The sequence below is a fragment of the Clostridium sp. CM039 genome (assembly GCF_055081075.1).
On sequence record NZ_CM143649.1, the window covers coordinates 3,775,587 to 3,797,161 of the forward strand.

Here is a 21,575-nt window from a genome sequence, read left to right on the forward strand (position 1 = left end):
TTAATTTAGAGATGATTTACAGCACCGCAGGTGATGAATTAATAACAATTTGTGGATAAAATGATAATTTATTTAATTAGGAGTGGATAACTGTGTTCAAAAGGAATAGAAGATTAAGAGAAACAAGTAATATAAGAGATTTAGTAAGAGAAACGATATTAACACCATCAGATTTTATATTTCCTATTTTTGTAGTAGAAGGTGAAAATATTAAAGAAGAAATATCTTCAATGCCAGGGAATTATCATTTTTCATTAGATAGACTTCATGAAATTATTGAAGAAGTTGAAGAAGTGGGCGTACGTGGAGTAATTTTATTCGGATTACCAGATCATAAAGATGAAGTAGGTTGTGGGGCCTTTGATAAAAATGGTATTGTTCAAAGAGCAGTTAAAAAGGTACGAGAGATATCAAAAAAATTAGTTATAATAACGGATGTATGTATGTGTCAATATACTAGTCATGGACACTGTGGAATATTAGAAAACGAGAAAGTAGATAACGATAAGAGTTTAAAATATATGGCAGAAATAGCATTATCTCATGCTGCAGCTGGAGCGGACATGATAGCACCATCTGACATGATGGATGGTCACGTAGCTGCAATAAGAGAAATTTTAGACGGAAATGGATTTAAAGATGTATCAATAATGGCTTATAGTGCAAAATACTCGTCAGCGTTTTATGGCCCTTTTAGAGAAGCGGCTAACTCAACGCCACAGTCTGGGGATAGAAAAACTTATCAAATGGATCCAGCAAATATCAGAGAAGCTATGAGAGAAATAGAATGCGATATTGAAGAGGGCGCAGATATTGTAATGGTAAAACCAGCATTATCATATTTAGATGTAATAAGATGGGCTCGTGATAGACATGATGTGCCAATAGCAGCTTATAGTGTTAGTGGAGAATTTGCTATGGTAAAATCAGCTGCAAAAATGGGATTAATTGATGAGAAAGCTGTAGCTATGGAAATGCATATGTCTATGAAAAGAGCAGGAGCGGATATGATAATCACTTATTATGCACTTGATTTATGTAGATGGATTAAGGGATAATTAGAAATTAAATATTTAGAAAAGAGGAAATTACGATGAGAAATTTAGATATATTTAATGAATCAAAGCAATATATGCCTGGTGGAGTTAATAGTCCAGTTAGAGCGTTTAAAGATGTAAGTGTAACTCCCCCAATTATTAAAAAAGGTAAGGGGGCATATATTTATGATGAAGATGGAAATAAATATATAGATTTTGTATGCGCTTGGGGACCTATGATACTTGGGCATAGTGATGATGATGTAGTAAAAGCTATACAAAATACTTGCACCAGTGCTATTGCATTTGGTGCACCTACAGAATTAGAACTAAAACTCGCAAGGCACATTTGTAGCACTGTAGATAGTGTAGACATGATTAGAATGGTTAACTCAGGTACAGAAGCCACAATGAGTGCAGTTAAGCTTGCAAGGGGATATACAAGAAAGAATAAAATAATAAAATTTGCAGGTTGCTACCATGGACATTTTGAAGGCTTTCTAGTTGAAGCCGGTTCAGGAGTAATGACCGCGGGAATACCAGGTTCAGCAGGTGTTCCTGAGGAAAGTATTATACATACATTAATTGCAAATTACAATGACATTAGCAGCGTTAAAGCATTGTTTGATAAATATAGTGATGATATTGCCTGTATAATAATTGAGCCAGTAGCAGGAAATATGGGAGTTATACCAGCTGAAAAAGAATTTTTATTAGAGCTTAGAAATTTATGTGATGAATACAAGAGTCTACTTATTTTTGATGAAGTAATGAGTGGGTTTAGAGTAGCGTATAAAGGAGCACAAAGTATTTATGGAATAGTTCCTGATTTAGTAACTTATGCAAAAATCATGGGAGGGGGACTTCCTTGTGGTGCATATGGTGGGAAAAAAGAAATAATGGAGTTATTATCTCCTATGGGACCAGTTTATCAAGCGGGAACTATGTCTGGGAATCCAGTGGTAATGGCAGCAGGATATGAAACATTAACTAAGCTTTATAATAATCCTAGTCAATACGCGCACATGGAGAAGCTTTCAGAAAAACTTCAAGAGGGATTACTAGAAATTGCAAAAGAAAAAGGTATACCTATGGTAGTTAATAGATGTGGTTCAATGCTCACAGCATTCTTTACAAAGAAGAGTGAAGTTAAAACTTTTGAAGATGCTAAAACTTGTGATCCATCGCTATTTGCAAAATACTTTGAACATATGATAAAAAGTGGAATAAATATTGCACCTTCTCAATTTGAGGCAATATTCTTATGCGTTAAGCATACTGATAATGATATTGAAAAATTCTTAGAATCATTTAGGAGTTTTAAAATATAAGAGTTCAGTGAATAACAGGCGCAATATGTGAAGTATCAATTTTTTCTTGCTGTATGCTATAACGAAAAGTATATATCGCTACAGATGCGTTCGCTTTGTCAAGTAATTCTAAAATTTATTTTATTTACAGTTGCTTAAAACACAAACTCGCTAGCGCTCAAACATGTGTTTTCTTAACGCATCTGAAACTAAAACAAATTAAGAATAACTAAGGCTTGCTCAAACGCATTTTACGCGATATATACTTTTGTTAGCATTCATTAAGAATAAATACTTAATTTCTAAAATTGAAGGAAGTGTAAAACATGAGATTTATTAAAGATAATGAATTTATAAGGGGCAATTGCCCAATGACTAAGGAAGAAGTAAGAATATTAAGTGTAGTAAAGCTTGAGCTTGAAGAGGACTATAGGGTAATAGACATCGGTGCGGGAACAGGATCAGTAAGTATTCAGATTGCTCAGATATGCAGTAGTGGTGAAGTAATCGCTATAGAAAAAGATCTTGATGCATTAGAGGTTATAAAACAAAATAAAGAAAAATTTAAAACGAGTAACCTGGAAATACTAAGTTCAGAAGCCATGGAGATACAGACTAATATAACAGGAGAATTTGATGCTATATTTGTAGGTGGAAGTGGTGGAAATATAGCTGATATTATCGAGAAGTATGGAAGTAAGCTTAAGAAAAACAGAAATATCGTTTTAAATTTTATAACAATAAATAATGTGTACAAGGCTATGGAAGCTTTAAAAACATTAAATTATGAAGTAGAATGTGTACAAATTCAAGTAAGTAAGACAAAAGGAAAGAGCTATATGTTAATGGCAAATAATCCTATATTTATTGTTAGTGGAAAAAAAATATAAAAAGTATATATTACTATTAATGCATTCACTTCGCTAAGAAGTTCTAAAGCTCGCTTCAATGCATTATAGGTAATATATACTTTTTTTTGCGCATAAATAGGAAATATTGCAGCTTCGCAGGTTATGATTTATTTCTTGAAAAAGAAATTGTTACTGAACGTATTGTGAATTTTAGGGTGTTAGTCATGGTTTTGTAAATGAATTTTTATATACTTATAGTATGTAATTTTTGATTCCTAAAGCTATGCCATCATTATTTACGGTATCAGTCACTTTTTTTGCATAGTTTTTAACTTCATCACTAGCATTTCCCATAGCTATTCCGCATCCAACTGTAGATAACATTTCTATATCATTTTTTCCATCACCAAAAGCATAGCTATTTTCTATTGAAATATTTAAATAAGCTAATGCTTTTAAGATTCCTGTAGCTTTTGTATTTCTTTTTGAATAAAGCTCAAAAGAGTTTTCTTTTACATTATGAATATAATCATAATTATCATTTCCTAAGGATAAACAATAATCTGCACCTTTCTTATCTTTGCAGAGCATTTCAATTTTATAGGTATCTACATTTTCAATATCATAATTAATTTTTAAGTACTTTCTAGAAATACTAAAACTATCATAAATTGAATAAAATTCTTTGTAATTTTCTTTCATATATGAATATACCTCTCCTTGTAACATGTATTGAATGTTAAGTCTTTCAAAATTATTAGTTATTTTCTTTATAAAATCTTTATCAAGTGGGTCGTTATAAATAAGATTATCTTTGATTTTTACTTGTGCTCCATTTGTAAGAATAAAACCATCAAATCCAAAATTCAACAAAGATTCACTTAAAAATGCATAAGGTCTACCTGTTGCAATGAATGCATAATATCCATTGGTTTGCAAAATACGAATTGCTTGTTTCACTTTATGAGTAATATCTGTTAACCCATTTAAACAATCTATTAATGTTCCATCTATGTCAAAAAACACTGCTTTTTTCATAAATATATACTACCTCCTCACTGTCATTTTAATAATTTATTGAGTCTTTGCCTAAAAGAATAGGATAATTACAATTTCTCATAAAACTCTATTTTTTCTTCCGATGGCCCTTTTAATATAAAAAAACTAACTTTATTCTCTCCAAAAAAAATATATTGCACTTCATCTTCTATAATATTATATCCTCTACATTTACAAATTTAATTTTAAATGCTTTTTCAATATCAGAAAGTTTATTGATATATTAGCTATTGCGCCTACTTTTCCTTTAGTATTTAAAGTATCATTAGTTTCAATTACTATATCTTTAAATCGAAGAAATGCCACCTGCTCATTTGCTTCTTTATTAAAAGTTCTTAAAATAGTTTTAAATCCTAAATCTATATAAAATTTCATGGTTTTTTGTAAATTAATAGTTGAAATTTTTATATGTTTAATTTCTGTAGAATCTAATATTGGCATAGTTTTTCTCCACCTTTATAAAATTATAATATGTTAAGTTACGTGAATATATTATAATAGTTTAAGAAGGCAATAATGTGTGTTAGGAGTGAAAAGCACAGCATGATTCCTATTTGATATCATTTGATGACAATTATTGCCGTTAATACTATTGTAGAGCGCTTATTACTACTTGTCAATAGATTTTATTGCATTATTTTCTTATTGTTGTTACAATAAGAACAATGAAGAATGAATGGGAGAAGATTATGTTTATTCAAGAAAGGTATAAATATATTTTAGATTTAGTAGAAAAAGACGGAAAAGTATTAGTTAAAGATTTAAGTATAAAATTTAAAGTTAGTGAGAGCATGATTAGAAAGGATCTTCAAGTATTAGAGAAAAAAAATTTAATTCAACGCACTTATGGTGGTGCTATTAACATAAAACGTATAATTGTAAATGGTGAAAATTTCTTTAGCAGAGTAGAAAAGAATACTGAGTTAAAAGAAATAATTGCTCAAAAAGCTTATAGTCAAATAAAAGAGAACGATACAATCTTTTTAGATGCATCAACTATTTCATATATTCTTGCAAAACTACTTATAAAAAGCAATAAAAATATAATTTTAATTACAAATATGTTTGAGATATCATCAATGATTGCAGTAGACTGCAATATACATTTTATTTTTATAGGTGGAGATTATAATACAATTGTAGGTGGCAGTATAGGTTCTCATTCTATTGAACAAATTAAACTTTATCGTTGTAATAAAGCTTTTGTGGGATGTAGTGGAGTAGATCTCAGAGATGGAAACATAAGTACTAGTGTTTCTGAGGATGCAAATACTAAAAAGACTATTATGAGTATATCCAAAGAGACATACTTAATGGCACTAAATGAAAGGTTTAATATAGATGGAATTTTTAAATTTTCAAATATAACAGATTTTAATAGCATTATTACAGAAGATTTACCAAGCAAAACTATTATTACTCTCCTTGAACAATATGATATAAATTTAATTTAATGTTCAAATAGAAAATAAAGAAAAAATGTAATTATTATTATAATTACAACAAAGATTAGGATTATTTAAAGTGAATCACATCAATAGTAGTGATCAATGATCAATATTAAATTTAGTTCTATTCATTTAATAGGAATTAAGGGAAATTCAAAATTTGGAGATTCTTTTAAAGGTAGTAAAATATAAAAGGTAAGCAGAAGGATGTGTTTAGTTAAACCTTCTGCTTATCTTTTATTGTTAAAATACATGCCATTGGATGTGAGCACATAGCAATTAATAATTGTTATGTCCCCACCCAGAGAAGTATTCAGAGGCAGATATGGTAAATATGCTTTGAATTTAATATTTGAAAAGAAGAATTTTCAAATGAAAAATAAACCTTAACTTTCAACTGCAAAAAAAGTTATCCGCATTATTTTCTGCAAGCTTGTTTCCTATATAATAAAAAATAACATGCTAATTAATTTTATAATTAGCATGTTATTTTTATTGACAATGCTTTTTATTAAGTAATTCTTTCAATATAATATTAAAAATATGTTAGGATTTTATTATAGGATATATATATAGTTAAAGAACGATACAGAGATCATTGTAAAATAATGCGAATTAACTAATATTACGTGGGGAGGAATAACATATGGATATTACTTTTTATAACAATAATGAAACTGTTTTTAATTATAGAACATGTGAAGTTATTACTGACGATAAAAAGATATTATTACATAGGATGGAAGATGATGATTTTTGGGTACTTGTTGGTGGTAGAGTACAAATGTTAGAGTCGTCAGAATGTGCTATAAAACGAGAAATAATAGAAGAATTAGGAGAAGATATAGAGATTAATAGGTTGCTCTGGACTGTAGAAAATTTCTTTAAATTTAGAGAAAAAGATTACTATGAAATTACAATGATTTATCTTGTTAGTCTTCAAAAGGAATCATGGATAAAAAATCAACAAGATTCATTTAGTGGGATAGAAGGTAAAAGACTAATATATAAATGGTTTAATTTTGATGAACTAAATGAATTAAACATAAAACCAAGTTTTTTAATAGAAAAGCTAATATGGTTACCTAACCACACAAATTATTTAATTAATAGAGAATATTAACCATTCTAGTATCACATTTGTTAGGCGTAAAAAGTGATGGACACAAGGTTGAAGTACATAAGACTAGTGCTGATACTATTGCCAAATTTGCAAAAATCCCAACACAGTATGTTTTAGATTGCATGATTGATAGGAGCACAGTGCCAATTGAGATAAAACATAAGCTTGCATCAGTAATAATGACATTAAGACTTATAATTAAAACTGTTGAGCCTAAAATATAATATATGTTATATTAAGCGATTTCGGACATACTGAATATTATTCTTATATTGTTAACTAACTAGAGTAAAAAACACTCTAGTTTTATTTTATTTGAGAGTTTTAATATATTAAGTATATATAATTATTCCGAATGGAACGCAATACCAATTGAGTTACTTTCATATTGTTAGAGAAATTGACAAATAAGGATGTGATATCGAACCCGAGACAGGGAAGTTTATATTCGCAAAGCAAATATTTTGGGTGCAAAAAAAGTATATATCCATATGGACCCCAATTTTTAGGGGTTCGTGCTCGCTCTTTTCTTCGTCTCCACATATAATATTAAAAATATGTTATGATATTATTATAGGTCATATATATCATAAAAGAACGATACATACATTATTGTGAAATCATGTTAAATAAAATACTGATTATATAATGGGAAGTGACATCAATTGAATCCAGTAATTTGGCTTTGTATATTTATATATTATATTACAAGCTTAAAAAACAAAAAGGAACGGCAAAAATATGTAATTAAAAAAATAAAGGAGTATCATGGAAATCTGTTTATGTATGGGTTCCTAAAAGTATAAAAATTGCACTTTATTTTGTATACATGAGTATTTAGTGTACATATATTTATTAATTAAAAGTTTTTATAAAAAAGTTACAAGTGCATGCTGATATTATGAATATTAAGTATTGTTAGTTGATTTTATTTTTGATAGTATTTACACTATCTATAATTAAGAGGAGAATAAATATGAAAAAAGTGTTATTATTATTGGCAAATGGATTTGAAACATTTGAAGCAAGTGTTTTTATTGATGTAATTGGATGGAATTACATTGATGGTGATAAATCCACACAATTATTTACATGTGGAAGGACCAAGGAAGTAAACAGTACATTTAATCAAAGGATTGTAGTAGACTACACTTTTGATGAGGTAAATATTGATGATTATGACGCATTAGCAATTCCAGGAGGATTTATAGAATATGATTTCTATAGTGATGCTTATAACGAACAGTTTTTAGAAATTCTAAGGGGATTTGATAAAAAAGGTAAAACTATAGCCTCAATATGTGTTGCTGCATTACCCCTAGGAAAAAGTGGAGTTTTAAAAGGAAGAAAAGGAACTACCTACAATAAAAGAGATGGAATAAGGCAAAAACAGTTGAAAGATTTTGGTGTTGAAGTTATCAATCAACCAATAGTAATTGACCAGAATATAATTACATCTTGGAATCCATCGACTGCAATGGAAGTGGCTTTCATATTGTTAGAGAAATTGACAAATAAAGAAAATAAGGACAAGGTTAAAGAATTGATGGGATATTAAGAAAATAACTCTTTGGCTAAAAATAAATTGTGCTAAATAGCATATATTAAGAAAAGTTACTCTAAGCCTGAGGCTTTTCCAATACTAATTGTTATGTCCCCCCAGAGAACTGCCCAGAGGCAGGGTCTTAAATTAAAGAAAAAACAAAAATACTATTATGGGTATTTAATACATAAGCATTCATAAAGTTCTTGGATATCCAGAAGTTTGTTATTATTCTATTTGTTATGGCGATAAAGTGGGTATGTGATATGAGATTCATTAGGCAAAAACAATCATTATAGGTATGTAAACTATGTAAAATTACTTAATTTTAACAATGGAGGTTACAATGTATAATTATGTTATATTTGATATTGATGGTACGATTTTAGATACCGAATTTGCAGTTCTTTCATCACTCCAAAAATTAATGTTTGAAGAACTTAATAAAAATTTTAGCTTTGAAGAATTAAGATTCGCTTTAGGTATTCCAGGAGAGGTAACATTAAATAAACTTGGAATAACTAATCTTCATGAGTCTAATGAGAAATGGAATAGATATTTAAAAGAATATCTTTCTCATGTGAAAGTTTTCGATGACATTAAGGATACATTAGTTAAATTAAATGAAATGGGAATTTCAGTAGGTATAGTTACTTCAAAGACTAAAAAAGAGTACATAAATGACTTTGTACCTTTTGGGTTAACCAATTACTTTAAATTAGTAGTTTGCGCAGACGATACAGAAAAACATAAGCCTAATCCAGAACCTATTTTAAAATTTATTGAATTATCAGGAGCAGATAAATCAAAGACAATTTACATTGGTGACACTAAATATGATATGGACTGTGCATTCAGTGCTGGTATAGATTTTGCATTAGCGTTATGGGGTGCTAAATCCTCAAGTGGGATTAATGCAAATTATATTTTTCAAAAACCTAAACAAATATTGGAATTTATAGAGGTTTAATCCGGATTAAGGGAAACTCAAAATTTGGGGATTCTCTTAAAGGGTGTAAAATATAAAAGATAAGAAAGATGTGTTAAATCATCTCCTGGGTCGCTGCAATATTAACGACTTTAGAAGGAGATTTATACTCCCACTGAAGTTTTCTATTTGTTAGAGTATGTAACCCCCACTTATAGAAGTGTTAGACTTTGCTCCTAAAATGTCGTTAAACCTTCTGCTTATCTTTTATTGTTAAAATACATACTATTGGATGTGAGCACATAACAATTAACAACTGTTATGTCCCCAGAGAACTATTCAGAGGCTTTGAATTTAATATTGGCAAATGAAGAATCAATCTTGACTATTAATTGTAAAAAAGGTTATCCACATTGTTTTCCGCAAGCTGTTTCCTATATCATAAAAGAACGATACATACATCATTGTAAAATATGACGCAGCAAAGAGTTGTCACTTAAACATAGATTTAATTAATTCTGTGTTTTTTATTGTGAAATTATATAGCATAAACTACTGTACACTATATAGTAGTTTGTGCTATTATGTAATTATGAGGTGAGAAAAATTGGAAATAAATAAAGAGATGATAAAAGGATATATCGAAAGTATAATATTGAGCCTTTTAGTAGGTGAAGATTTATACGGATATGACATTGCCAAAAAAATAAGAAATATAAGTCAAGAAACATTTGAGATTAAAGAGGGAACAATGTATGTTGTCTTAAAAAGACTTGAAAATAACGAGCTAATTTCCCCATATTGGGATGATACTGAAAGTGGTGGAGGAAGGCGTAGGTATTACAAAATTACAGCCGAAGGAATGAATTATTTAAACAATAAAAAAACTGAGTGGATATTTTTTAAAAAAATTATTGATACATTTTACAGGGGGGTATAATTTTATGGAACAGATTGATAAGTATGTTAATTCAGTTTACAAACATGTAGGTGGCAATAAAGAAGAAATCGAATCATTAAAATATGAAATGAAAAATCATTTATTGCAACTGATAGAAGAGTTAAAGTCTGAAGGAAAATCTGAAGAAGAAAGCATTTCCATTGCAATTAATAGATTTGGTGAAGAAAATCAAATTAAAAATGAATTAATTGGTATATTTAAGTTTGTGAACAAGAAGGCAAAAAAAACATTAATAATAGCAGTAGCCTTTCTCTTAATAACCATAATATCTGGTTCTGTTTCTATAATAGGCACCGACATTTATTGGAAACAAATTGAGACAAGAAATAATGAAATTTTTACTATAATGAATTCATATAGAAAAGATAACATAGATTCTATAAATAAAGATATTAGTACAGTATTTAATAAATCTAAAAAAAAGCTTATATATGTAGCACTGGCTAGTCCATTTAATGTTAATTTTAAGTTGGAAAATATAGAATACATATATCCAAGTGATTTTCAAGGTGAAGCTGTTGAGGAGGGTATTGGAGCTACGAGCAAGCAGATTACCACAGAGAAGGGTAGCAAAAATATAATTATAGGTAGCAGTAATGAAGACGTTCCCCTTAGGTATCTAAGAAAAATAGGTATATCATCCTTTGTCTGGCTTGGTTGTTGCTTAATATCAATCATTGCTTGGGCTTTAATAAAGGTTGATTTACGTATTAAATTTAGGCGCTGATTAAAGATGTTGCTTGGGAACATTCTTATAATTCAAATTAAGGGAAACTCAAAATTTTGGGATTCTCTTAAAGGTTGTAAAATATAAAAGATAAGCAGAAGGAGATTTATTAAAAAAGTCAGATAAACTGGACAGGTTATGTCTATAATGTGAAGCTGGAAAATGAACATTTAATTGATGAGTGTTGGGAAAAAGAAGAATGGTGATACGTCGAAATAATACTAAGTTATATTAGATAAGAAAGGAGAAAATATGGATAGAACAGATATCCCAATATTGATTCAAATGGCTTATATGCTATTCATTACTATATTATCACTTGTTAAACAAAGAAAATTAATCATACAATCCAAGCACAGTAAAATTTTTAGTATTGTAATGCTTCTTATCGGTGCAATCTTAGGAAGTTTAATGATTTATAAAAGACAAAAATCTTTTGAGGTGTTACTTGGATTAGGTTTATTTATTGAATTTTACCTTATCTCAAAATTAAGACAAGGTATTTATGAGAACGGTTTTTTGGCATGTACCAATTCTAGTACGGCATGGAGTCAAGTAAAAAGAGTGGAAATTTACAATAAAACACATGAAGTGAAAATTATGTATTACAATAATGCTGGCCCCAACGACTTAGCTTTTGAAAAGAAAAGTCTTAATTCAATTTTATATATTCTAAGAGAACATTTAGATAATGAATTCATTAAGATCATTAATAAGATATAAAGCTAATGAGTATTATCTTAGGTAAATTACCTATAAAGTTAAGACATATCATTCTTATAATCTGAATTAAGGTAAACTCAAAATTTGGGGATTCTCTTAAAGGTTGTAAAACATAAAAGATAAGCAGAAGGATGTGCTAGCGAACCTGAGGCAGGATGTCGAGTGTGGTCACATAATAATTAATAATTGTTATGTATCTAAGAGAACTACCCAGAGGCAGAGAATTTTATATTCGCAAAACACTGATTTTTAGGCGCAAAAAAAGTATATATTACGTATAATGCATTGAAGCAAGCTTTAGAACTTCTTATTTTATTTTTAATTAAGATGCGTTTCGAAAAACATATGTTTGAGCGACAGCGAGTTTATGTTTTCTAGCAGATTAATTAAAAATAAAATTAGTAGTTCTTAGTCAAGTGAATGCATTAATCGTATTGCAATACGCGTAATATATACTTTTTTTCTCTTTATTTTGAAGTTAAATAACCTTCTTTCATTAAAAGTTCAGCAGAAAGCACTGCGCCACCGGCTGCACCACGTAAAGTGTTATGAGATAGGCAAACAAATTTATAGTCAAACAATTTATCTTCCCTAAGTCTTCCAAGTGATATGCCCATTCCTTTTTCAATATCTCTATCTAGTCTAGCTTGAGGTCTATCATTTTCCTCAAAATAAGTTAGGAATTGCTCTGGGGCATTTGGTAGTTCTAAAAGTTGTGGTTTGCCTTCGTAACTTGCCCAATGCTTTAAAATAGTTTCTTTTGATGGTTTATTTTCAAAAGAAACAAAAACTGCAGCTAAGTGACCATCTGCCACAGGAACACGAATGCATTGAGTTGAAATTATAGGTTCCGCAGCATTAACTATCTTATTATTCTCCATATGGCCCCAAATTTTTAGGGGTTCCTGCTCGCTCTTTTCTTCTTCTCCACCTATATAGGGTATAACGTTGTCAATGATTTCCGGCCAGTCTGAAAATATTTTTCCAGAACCTGATATAGCCTGATAGGTGCAAACTAATATTTTTGTGGGTTTATATTCCATAAGGGCGCTTATAGCAGGAACATAACTTTGAATTGAGCAGTTGGGTTTCGCAACAATAAAGCCTCTTTTAGTGCCTAAACGCTTACGTTGTGCGTTAATTAGTTCAAAATGGTCAGCATTTATTTCTGGAATAACCATTGGAACATCAGGTGTACCTCGGTGTGCAGAGTTATTTGAAACTACAGGAGTTTCAGCCTTTGCATATTTCTCTTCAATTTCTCTTATTTCATTAGCGTTCATATTAACAGCACAGAAGACAAAATCTACCTCGCTGCTTATTACATCTACTTCATTTATATTTTTAATTACAATATTTTTAACGCTTTCAGGCATAGGTACGTCTAGTTTCCATCTGTTATTTACTGCGTCATAATAAGTTTTACCCACAGAGTTCTCACTAGCAGCAATAACAGCTATTTCAAAATAAGGGTGATTTTCAAGTAGTGTAACAAGACGTTGACCAACAAATCCAGTTCCACCTAATAATCCAACTTTTAATTTTTTATACATTGTATTAATACCTCCGATTCTAATGATATACATTTGTAGAAAAATATAAATATTACACTTAAATATATTAATATCCATGTTATACAGGGAATAGTATGATAAACATAAAATCATATATACTACTATTATATATATTGCTATTATAAATAATTATAATGTTAAAAAGTATATACTTCAAGCAATTTATTATATAGAATGGAAAGAAACGATAAATTTATATCTTGACAATGAAGTCATAAGTTATATAATTTTCTTTAGAAGAAGTCTAATAGAAATGGGGAATAAAGTTGGCTAAAAATGAGAAAAATAAAATAAAGCTCTATGGGTTTAACAACTTAACAAAATCATTAAGTTTTAACATTTATGATATTTGCTATACAAAAACAGAAGAGGATCGCAAAAGATATATAGAGTATATTGATGAACAATACAACGCTGAGAGGTTAACAAAAATTCTTACCGACGTTACTGAGACGATAGGCGCAAGTGTGCTAAATATTGCAAAGCAGAACTATGATCCCCAAGGAGCAAGCGTAACATTACTTATTTCAGAGGAAGAAATTCCATTATATGTGGTGGATCCTACCTGTAATAGAGGAATTTTAACTCCGATTCGTGAGAATATCGTGGGACATTTAGATAAAAGTCATGTAACAGTACATACTTATCCTGAAAGCCATCCTCAAAATGATATAAGCACTTTTAGAGTAGATATAGATGTAGCCACTTGTGGTACTATTTCGCCATTAAAAGCTCTAAATTACTTAATAGATAGTTTTGATTCGGATATTATTACTATTGATTATAGAGTTCGCGGCTTCACTAGAGATATGGATGGTCAAAAACATTTTATAGATCATGAAATTAATTCTATACAAGATTATATTTCAAAAGAAACTATAAATAAATACAACTTAATTGATATGAATATATATCAATCTAATATATTTCATACTAAAATGATATTAAACGATTTTGAGCTTGATAATTATTTATTTGAGATTAAACAAGAAGATTTAAATGAAGATGAAAAATGTGATATTATACAAAAATTAAAAAAGGAAATGGGCGAAATATTTTATGGTATGGATATTTCTAATGAGTAAATTTCTATGAAATTTTATCTAAGGCACATTAAAATGAATAATTATTCATTTTAATGTGCCTTAATAATTATGAGCTTTATCATAAAGCATGATTATAGAGTTATAGATTTTTAGCTATCTGTAATAAAAACTGATACAGAAAATAATTGTAAATATTTAACAGAATATTGGCGGGTAATATAGTTATAAATGTAACACTTATTCCCAAAAAAATTTTATTGATATAAAAAAAATGTAATTATCTTTAAATATTTATATATTTTTATTATGAAACTTAAAACAGTGTAATAATATTCTAATCCTAAAAGAAACTTTAGTAAACTTGTAGATAAATAATTATTATAAGGAGCAAAATCCACCAATATTTTCCCTATTATTATGATACAATTATAAAAACATTATAAAAATATTATTATAAATATTCAAATAAATGCAGTTAAATAAGGCTTTGCTTTCGTTTTAATAAATTTTAGAATTCAAAATTTATTATATACAATTACTAAATTATAATTTTTATATGTTTAAAGTGGAGGGTATATTCCTAATTTTTAAAGCGAAATTGTGGATGAGCCTCTTGGGGATGGCAAGCCATCAAATATTTTTCTTTGATTAGTTGTTTTGAAAATCCCTAAAGATTCTATGTACCTTGTAGATAAATTTTATGAAACGTATTTGTTCTCATTAATGTATGCATTTTCTAAAGATTTTTTTTTGTGTTTTTACATGATGAGGTAATTAGGTGTAAAAATGTGTAAAAATCTTTATTAAGTAAGATGTTAGCTTTAGTAAAAGTTAGTATTGTAGCTCCGCAGGAGATGATTTAATTAGTAAAGGTTTAGAAAGGAGAGAACTAGCATGATAAAAAAAGAAATGATAGCTATGATATTGGCAGGAGGCCAAGGGTCAAGACTAAAACAATTAACTAAAATCACAGCAAAGCCTGCGGTTCCATTTGGAGGAAAGTATAGAATTATAGATTTTTCTTTAAGTAATTGTTCTAATTCGGATATAGACACTGTAGGAGTTCTTACTCAATACCAACCTTTGGCTTTAAACTCTCATATAGGTATAGGCGCACCTTGGGATTTAGATAGGAAAAACGGAGGGGTGAGTCTACTTCCACCTTACCAAAGTCAAGATGGTGGAAATTGGTATAATGGCACAGCAGATGCTATATATCAAAACACAAATTACATCGATAGCTTCGAACCAGAGTATGTTCTTATTTTATCAGGAGACCATATTTATAAAATGGATTATTCCAAAATGTTAGATTATCACAAAGAAAAAGGCGCAGATGTTACCATTGCAGTATTAGAAGTAACGAAGGCCGAGGCAAGTAGATTTGGAATAATGAACACACGAGAGGATCACAGCATCTTTGAATTTGATGAAAAACCAGAAGAGCCTAAAAGCAATTTAGCATCTATGGGAGTTTATATTTTTAAATGGTCTGTTCTTAAACAGCTTTTAAAAGATGATAACCTTGATAAAAATTCCAGTAACGATTTTGGTAAGAATATAATACCAAAAATGTTGATAAATAATCAAAAATTATATGCATATCCATTCAAAGGGTATTGGAGAGATGTTGGTACTATTGAAAGTTTATGGGAAGCTAATATGGATTTGCTATCTGACGATAACGAACTCGATATACATGACAATCAATGGAAAATATATACAGTGAACCCTATGATGCCACCACAATATATCGGACCTAGCGCAAGCATTGACAATGCAATGCTCAATGAGGGATGTACTGTTTTTGGAGAAATAAGCAATTGTGTGCTTTTTCATGGAGTACATGTAGGAAAAAACACTAAAATAACTAATTCCGTAATTCTACCTAATACTAAAATAGGCAATAATGTGGTAATAGATAAAGCTATTATAGGAAGTAATGTTACCGTAAGACGTAATGTGCATATTGGCAATGGAGAAGACATTATTGTTATAGAACAAGGAAGAGAAATTAAGGTTGATTCAAAGAAAGTAACTAAATTATAAAACTTGCGAGGTGAGAGCATGCTTAAAAATTATATAGGAATATTAATGTTAAATGAGCAAGAAGATAATATTAAAAGTCTTACAAAATCGAGACCTATAGCGTCGATTCCTATAGGTGGGAGATATAGAATTATTGATTTTGTGCTTTCGAATATGATTAATTCGGGTATTCATAATATAGGTATGTTTACTAACACAAAATCGAGGTCCTTAGTGGATCATTTAGGTTCAGGGAAACCATGGGATTTAGATAGAAAAATAAATGGACTATTTTTGTTTAATCTTACCTCAGAAACATCACAATTAAAAGATATAGATGCAATAAGTGAAAACATGGAATATATTTATAGAACTAAGCAAGAGTATGTAATAATATCTTCTTCTTATATGTTATGTAACATGGATTACAATGAGGCTGCTAAGTATCACGAAGAATCCGGTAGCGATATAACGGTAGTATACAAAAAAACAAATAATGGGAAGACGCATTATGTAAGTTGTAGCACTTTATATATTGATGAAGAAAATAAAGTTTTGAACATTGGAAAAAACATAGGAGCAGAGGACGAACTAAATATATCAATGGAAATGTATATAATGAAAAAAAGCACTCTTATAGCTATTGTAAACAAGTGCATTCAGACTGGATATCATAATTCGATGAAAGAAGTTATTTGTAGTGAAATTACTGAACTTAATGTAAATGCATATGAGTTTAAAGGATACCTCCAATGTGTAAATTCTGTAAAAAATTATTATAAAACTAGTATGGATATGCTAAATGGTAAAGTAACCAAGGAATTATTCTTTAACAAAGGGTTAATCTATACAAAGAGTAAAGATGAAGCTCCTACTAAATACTTTAATGGATCAAAGGTTAGTAATGCTTTGATTTCCAATGGATGTATTTTAAAAGGAAGTATAGAGAAAAGTATAATTTCAAGAAGGGTGACGGTACACGAAGGGGCAGAAATCAAAAATTGTATAATATTTCAGAATTGCGAAATTAAAAAAGGTTGTAAACTGACTAATGTTATAATTGATAAAAATACAATTATAAGTGAAAATACAGTACTAAATGGGGATGAAGATTTTCCGGTGGTTATTGAAAAAAAATTTCGGCCATAACAATTTTAAAAAATAAGGTATATGAAAATAAATAACAAGTATACTTACTTGTTCAGCTTGTTTACAAAATAACAAGTATACTTACTTGTTATTTATTTTCATATATTTAATGGGGGGTTTAGTATGAAAGTATTATTTGTGGCTTCTGAAGCATATCCTTTTATAAAAACTGGAGGCCTTGGGGATGTTGCATATGCACTGCCTAAAGCTTTAAGAAAGCTCGGCATTGACGCAAGAGTAATTATACCTAAATATAGTAAAATTCCTTTGTCATTTAAAAATTGCATGGAAACTATAGCTAGTTTTAAGGTTAAAGTTGGTTGGAGAGATAAGTATTGTGGACTACAACATTTGACTTATGATGAGGTGCCTTATTATTTTGTAGATAATGAAGATTATTTTAAAAGGCCTGAGATATATGGATATTATGATGATGGAGAGAGATTCTCTTACTTTTCAAAAGCAATCTTAGAATCTATAAAATACATGGGGGATTTCGTGCCAGATATAATTCATTGTAATGATTGGCACTCTGGAATAGTACCAGCTTTACTTAAAGAAAATTATAGTGAAGACGAGCGATATAATGAAATAAAAAGTGTATTCACTATACACAATTTGAAATATCAAGGAGTATTCAACAAAGAGATACTAGGTGATTTAATAGATTTAGATTGGAAATATTTTAATGATGAAGCATTAAAATTTTATGACAATGTATCATTTATGAAGGGCGGGATTGTTTTCTCAGATGCAGTAACTACTGTAAGCAACACTTATGCAAGAGAAATACAAACTCCTTTTTATGGGGAATCGCTAGATGGATTATTAGCCTCAAAGGCTGAAAATATATATGGCATAGTAAATGGTATAGATTATGATCTCTATGATCCTAGGGCGGATAAAAAAATATTTTGCAATTATGATGAAAAAAGTATAAAACAGAAAGTGAAAAACAAATTAAAGCTACAAGAAAAACTAGGGTTTACCGTAGATGAAGAAATGCCAATGATAGGAATTACCACTAGACTAGTGAAACAAAAAGGCTTAGATTTAATTGTGGATAAACTCCAGGAATTGCTTATTCTTCCAATACAAATAGTACTGCTTGGTAATGGTGAAGGATATTATGAAGATATATTTCAATACTTTGCGTCTATTTACCCAAGTAGGATATCGACAAATATTATTTTCGATGAGGAGCTAGCACAGCAAATATACGCTGCTTCAGATATGTTTTTGATGCCATCTTTATTTGAACCTTGTGGCATAGGCCAGCTTATAGCCTTGAAATATGGAAGTATTCCAATTGTCAGGGAAACTGGAGGGCTCAAAGACACCGTTATCCCTTATAATAAATATACTAGTATTGGTAATGGTTTTTCTTTTGAAAATTATAGTAGTCAAGAATTGTTAGATGCTATAAAGAGGGCTCTGGATTTATACAAAGACAAAGAGTCTTGGAATAAATTAGTTCAAAATGCCATGATTTCAAACAATAGTTGGGAAAATTCGGCTGAAAACTATATGGAATTATATACTAATCTGAAAAGTAAATTTTAAAATTGCTAGGTGGTGAATATTATAGTAATAGATAAAGAAATATTTAAATTGGACTATGTAGAGAAACTACAAACAATGTTTGCAGAAGATGAAATTGATGCATCGCCTCTGCATCAATATTATGCTTTAGGTGCACTAGTAAAAGACTATTGCTCTAAACCATGGATAGAAAGTAATAAAGCGTATGGAAAAAATAGAGGAAAACAAGTGTATTATTTTTCTATGGAATTTTTAATTGGTAGATTACTAGATAGTAATCTAGTTAATCTAGGTATAAAGGATATTTGTGAGGATGCTCTTAATGATTTAGGAATTAGTTTAAAAAAGATAGAGGATATAGAATCGGATGCGGGGCTCGGTAATGGTGGGCTTGGAAGATTGGCAGCATGTTTCTTAGATTCTATGGCATCTACGCAGATACCGGGTCATGGTTGCGGCATAAGGTATAAATATGGATTATTCAAACAGAAAATAGAAAATGGTTATCAAGTAGAAGTTCCTGATAATTGGTTAAGAAATGGTAATTCGTGGGAGATAAGAAAAGAAAGCAAGTCTGTAGAAGTAAGATTTGGTGGAGATGTACATTTAAATAAAGAGAATGGATTAACAAGAGTTAGCCATGAAAATTATGAGTGTGTAAGGGCGGTACCATACGACACTCCAATAAAAGGATATGAGAATAATACTGTAAATACATTAAGGCTTTGGAGCGCAGAAACTATGGAGGAAGATTTTGATTTTTCATCCTTTAGTCAAGGAAATTATGCAAAAGCTGGTGAAAACAAATATTCAGCGGAGGCTATTTCACAAATTTTATATCCAGATGATAGCTATGAAAAGGGTAAATTACTAAGGCTTAAGCAAGAGTATTTTTTTGTGAGTGCTGGATTACAAAGTATTTTAAGAAATTATAAAAAGAAGAAACTTTCATTTAGTGAGTTTCATAAACACGTGGCGGTGCAGATAAATGATACCCATCCGGCTGTAGCTGTGGCTGAACTAATGAGGCTATTAATTGATGAGGAGGGTTTATCTTGGGACGCTGCAATGGATATTACAACGCGAACTATGGCATATACTAACCATACAATTATGGCAGAGGCACTAGAAAAATGGCCTGTAGATATGTTTAAAAAATTACTTCCACGTATTTATATGATTGTAGAAGAAATAAACAGGCGTTTTTGTAATGAAGTGTATCATAGGTACAATGGAGATTGGAATAAAGTCAATAAAATGTCTATTATTTATGATGGATATATAAGGATGGCGTATCTCGCTATTGTAGGAAGCCATTCTGTTAATGGAGTTGCAAAATTGCATACAGAATTATTAAAGCATCAAGAATTGGCTGATTTTTATGAGTTCTTCCCAGAAAAATTTAACAACCAAACTAATGGCATAACTCATAGAAGATGGCTATTAAATTCTAATCAAAAGCTCGCAGAACTTATAACGGAAACTATAGGTTATGGGTGGGTAAAGTCTCCAAATGAGCTCCATAAATTAATGGATTATTCAAAGGATACCGCTTTTCAAGAAAAAACACATAGCATAAAAACGAATAATAAAATAAAATTTTCAAACTATATATTAACCAACTATGGAACTGAAATTGATCCGAATTCCATATTTGACGTTCAGGTAAAAAGACTGCATTCCTATAAAAGACAAACTTTAAATGTATTCCATATAATGCATTTATATAACCAGCTTCTTGAAAACCCTAATTTAGATATGGTTCCAAGAACTTTTATATTTGGTGCGAAAGCTTCTCCAAGTTATTATATAGCAAAACAAACTATTAAACTTATTAATACAATAGCCTCTAAGATAAATAATGATCCTATAGCGCGCGGTAAAATAAAGATAGTATTCCTTGAAAATTATGGTGTGTCATTAGCTGAGAAAATTATTCCTTGTGCTGATGTTAGTGAACAGATTTCTACTGCATCTAAGGAGGCTTCTGGAACTGGTAACATGAAATTTATGATGAATGGGGCTATAACACTAGCAACCTTAGACGGGGCAAACGTAGAAATATTTGAAGCAGTCGGAAAAGAAAATATTATATTATTTGGACTAACATCAGAAGAAGTAATAGAATATTACAAGAATAAAAGTTATAACTCTTATGATATATATAATAGCGATCAAAGAGTAAATACTATAGTGAATCAATTGGTAAATGGATTTTTAGAAACTCCTAAAATGGAATTTATGAGCATATATGATAGTTTACTATTACACAATGATGAGTATTTTGTGCTTAAAGATTTTGATGCTTATGTAAAGGCACATAGAGAAATTGACAGGTTATATAGACAAAAGTCCATTTGGCAACAAATGGCCATTACAAATATTGCTAAGTCGGGTATCTTTTCAAGTGATAACACTGTAGAGAAATATGCAAAAGAAATTTGGGGAATTCCTGCGGTTAATATTAAATTATAATTGTATAAAAATGCTGTACTAGATTATTATCTAGTACAGCATTTTTTTAAA

General features: G+C 29.7%; 19 protein-coding genes. 16 read left to right on the forward strand and 3 right to left on the reverse strand.

Features of this window, described 5'->3' with window-relative positions:
* Positions 1-92 precede the first annotated feature (92 nt).
* From hemB to cbiT, 3 genes are all read left to right on the forward strand, one after another.
* Positions 93-1,058, forward strand: coding sequence for a porphobilinogen synthase (hemB, locus tag ACWJJ2_RS17745; RefSeq protein WP_216301932.1), 966 nt, complete (start codon positions 93-95; stop codon positions 1,056-1,058).
* A 35-nt stretch (positions 1,059-1,093) separates the two neighbouring features.
* Positions 1,094-2,368, forward strand: coding sequence for a glutamate-1-semialdehyde 2,1-aminomutase (gene hemL / locus ACWJJ2_RS17750; RefSeq protein WP_220286075.1), 1,275 nt, complete (start codon positions 1,094-1,096; stop codon positions 2,366-2,368).
* A gap of 305 nt (positions 2,369-2,673) precedes the next feature.
* Complete coding sequence (gene cbiT / locus ACWJJ2_RS17755; RefSeq protein WP_462953625.1) at positions 2,674-3,237, forward strand: precorrin-6Y C5,15-methyltransferase (decarboxylating) subunit CbiT; 564 nt, start codon at positions 2,674-2,676, stop codon at positions 3,235-3,237.
* A gap of 213 nt (positions 3,238-3,450) precedes the next feature.
* Here the strand turns inward: cbiT and ACWJJ2_RS17760 are convergent, their stop codons facing one another.
* Both ACWJJ2_RS17760 and ACWJJ2_RS17765 read right to left on the reverse strand, forming a co-directional pair.
* Positions 3,451-4,236: an HAD family hydrolase gene (locus tag ACWJJ2_RS17760; protein ID WP_462953626.1), complete on the reverse strand. Its 786-nt coding sequence runs from the start codon at positions 4,234-4,236 to the stop codon at positions 3,451-3,453.
* 192 nt (positions 4,237-4,428) lie between these two features.
* Entirely contained in the window at positions 4,429-4,698 is a 270-nt protein-coding gene (locus ACWJJ2_RS17765; RefSeq protein WP_462953627.1) for a VOC family protein, read from the reverse strand.
* Between the two features lie 248 nt (positions 4,699-4,946).
* On the opposite strand from ACWJJ2_RS17765, the gene ACWJJ2_RS17770 reads away from it, so the two are divergent.
* The 8 genes from ACWJJ2_RS17770 (at position 4,947) to ACWJJ2_RS17805 (ending at position 11,710) form a co-directional block, all read left to right on the forward strand.
* Positions 4,947-5,711 (forward strand): DeoR/GlpR family DNA-binding transcription regulator, encoded by a 765-nt coding sequence (locus ACWJJ2_RS17770; RefSeq protein ID WP_462953628.1) that lies wholly within the window; start codon positions 4,947-4,949, stop codon positions 5,709-5,711.
* A 640-nt stretch (positions 5,712-6,351) separates the two neighbouring features.
* Positions 6,352-6,828 carry an NUDIX hydrolase gene (locus tag ACWJJ2_RS17775; protein ID WP_462953629.1) on the forward strand — a complete coding sequence of 159 codons (477 nt, stop codon included), beginning with the start codon at positions 6,352-6,354 and terminating at the stop codon, positions 6,826-6,828.
* Positions 6,829-6,845: 17 nt separating this feature from the next.
* Positions 6,846-7,052, forward strand: a complete 207-nt coding sequence (locus tag ACWJJ2_RS17780) for an HTH domain-containing protein (RefSeq protein WP_462953630.1) — start codon at positions 6,846-6,848, stop codon at positions 7,050-7,052.
* 752 nt (positions 7,053-7,804) lie between these two features.
* On the forward strand, positions 7,805-8,386 hold the full coding sequence (locus ACWJJ2_RS17785) for a DJ-1/PfpI family protein (RefSeq protein ID WP_216301940.1): 582 nt from the start codon (positions 7,805-7,807) through the stop codon (positions 8,384-8,386).
* 331 nt (positions 8,387-8,717) lie between these two features.
* Positions 8,718-9,341, forward strand: coding sequence for an HAD family hydrolase (locus tag ACWJJ2_RS17790; RefSeq protein WP_462953631.1), 624 nt, complete (start codon positions 8,718-8,720; stop codon positions 9,339-9,341).
* A gap of 565 nt (positions 9,342-9,906) precedes the next feature.
* Positions 9,907-10,239, forward strand: coding sequence for a PadR family transcriptional regulator (locus tag ACWJJ2_RS17795; RefSeq protein ID WP_216301942.1), 333 nt, complete (start codon positions 9,907-9,909; stop codon positions 10,237-10,239).
* A gap of 4 nt (positions 10,240-10,243) precedes the next feature.
* The gene (locus tag ACWJJ2_RS17800; protein WP_462952806.1) at positions 10,244-10,987 is read left to right on the forward strand and encodes a permease prefix domain 1-containing protein; all 744 of its coding nucleotides are present in this window, start codon (positions 10,244-10,246) and stop codon (positions 10,985-10,987) included.
* 252 nt (positions 10,988-11,239) lie between these two features.
* Positions 11,240-11,710: a hypothetical protein gene (locus ACWJJ2_RS17805; protein ID WP_462953632.1), complete on the forward strand. Its 471-nt coding sequence runs from the start codon at positions 11,240-11,242 to the stop codon at positions 11,708-11,710.
* A gap of 467 nt (positions 11,711-12,177) precedes the next feature.
* On the opposite strand, the gene asd is transcribed toward ACWJJ2_RS17805, so the two are convergent.
* The gene (gene asd / locus ACWJJ2_RS17810) at positions 12,178-13,263 is read right to left on the reverse strand and encodes an aspartate-semialdehyde dehydrogenase (protein ID WP_216301945.1); all 1,086 of its coding nucleotides are present in this window, start codon (positions 13,261-13,263) and stop codon (positions 12,178-12,180) included.
* Positions 13,264-13,550: 287 nt separating this feature from the next.
* Between asd and speD the strand changes: the two genes are divergently transcribed.
* From speD to ACWJJ2_RS17835, 5 genes are all read left to right on the forward strand, one after another.
* Positions 13,551-14,369, forward strand: a complete 819-nt coding sequence (gene speD, locus ACWJJ2_RS17815) for an adenosylmethionine decarboxylase (protein ID WP_216301946.1) — start codon at positions 13,551-13,553, stop codon at positions 14,367-14,369.
* 855 nt (positions 14,370-15,224) lie between these two features.
* The gene (locus ACWJJ2_RS17820) at positions 15,225-16,379 is read left to right on the forward strand and encodes a glucose-1-phosphate adenylyltransferase (RefSeq protein WP_216301947.1); all 1,155 of its coding nucleotides are present in this window, start codon (positions 15,225-15,227) and stop codon (positions 16,377-16,379) included.
* An 18-nt stretch (positions 16,380-16,397) separates the two neighbouring features.
* Positions 16,398-17,507, forward strand: a complete 1,110-nt coding sequence (gene glgD, locus ACWJJ2_RS17825) for a glucose-1-phosphate adenylyltransferase subunit GlgD (RefSeq protein WP_216301948.1) — start codon at positions 16,398-16,400, stop codon at positions 17,505-17,507.
* Between the two features lie 123 nt (positions 17,508-17,630).
* The gene (glgA, locus tag ACWJJ2_RS17830; RefSeq protein ID WP_216301949.1) at positions 17,631-19,070 is read left to right on the forward strand and encodes a glycogen synthase GlgA; all 1,440 of its coding nucleotides are present in this window, start codon (positions 17,631-17,633) and stop codon (positions 19,068-19,070) included.
* 21 nt (positions 19,071-19,091) lie between these two features.
* Entirely contained in the window at positions 19,092-21,524 is a 2,433-nt protein-coding gene (locus ACWJJ2_RS17835; protein ID WP_216302037.1) for a glycogen/starch/alpha-glucan phosphorylase, read from the forward strand.
* The last annotated feature ends 51 nt before the right edge of the window (positions 21,525-21,575 follow it).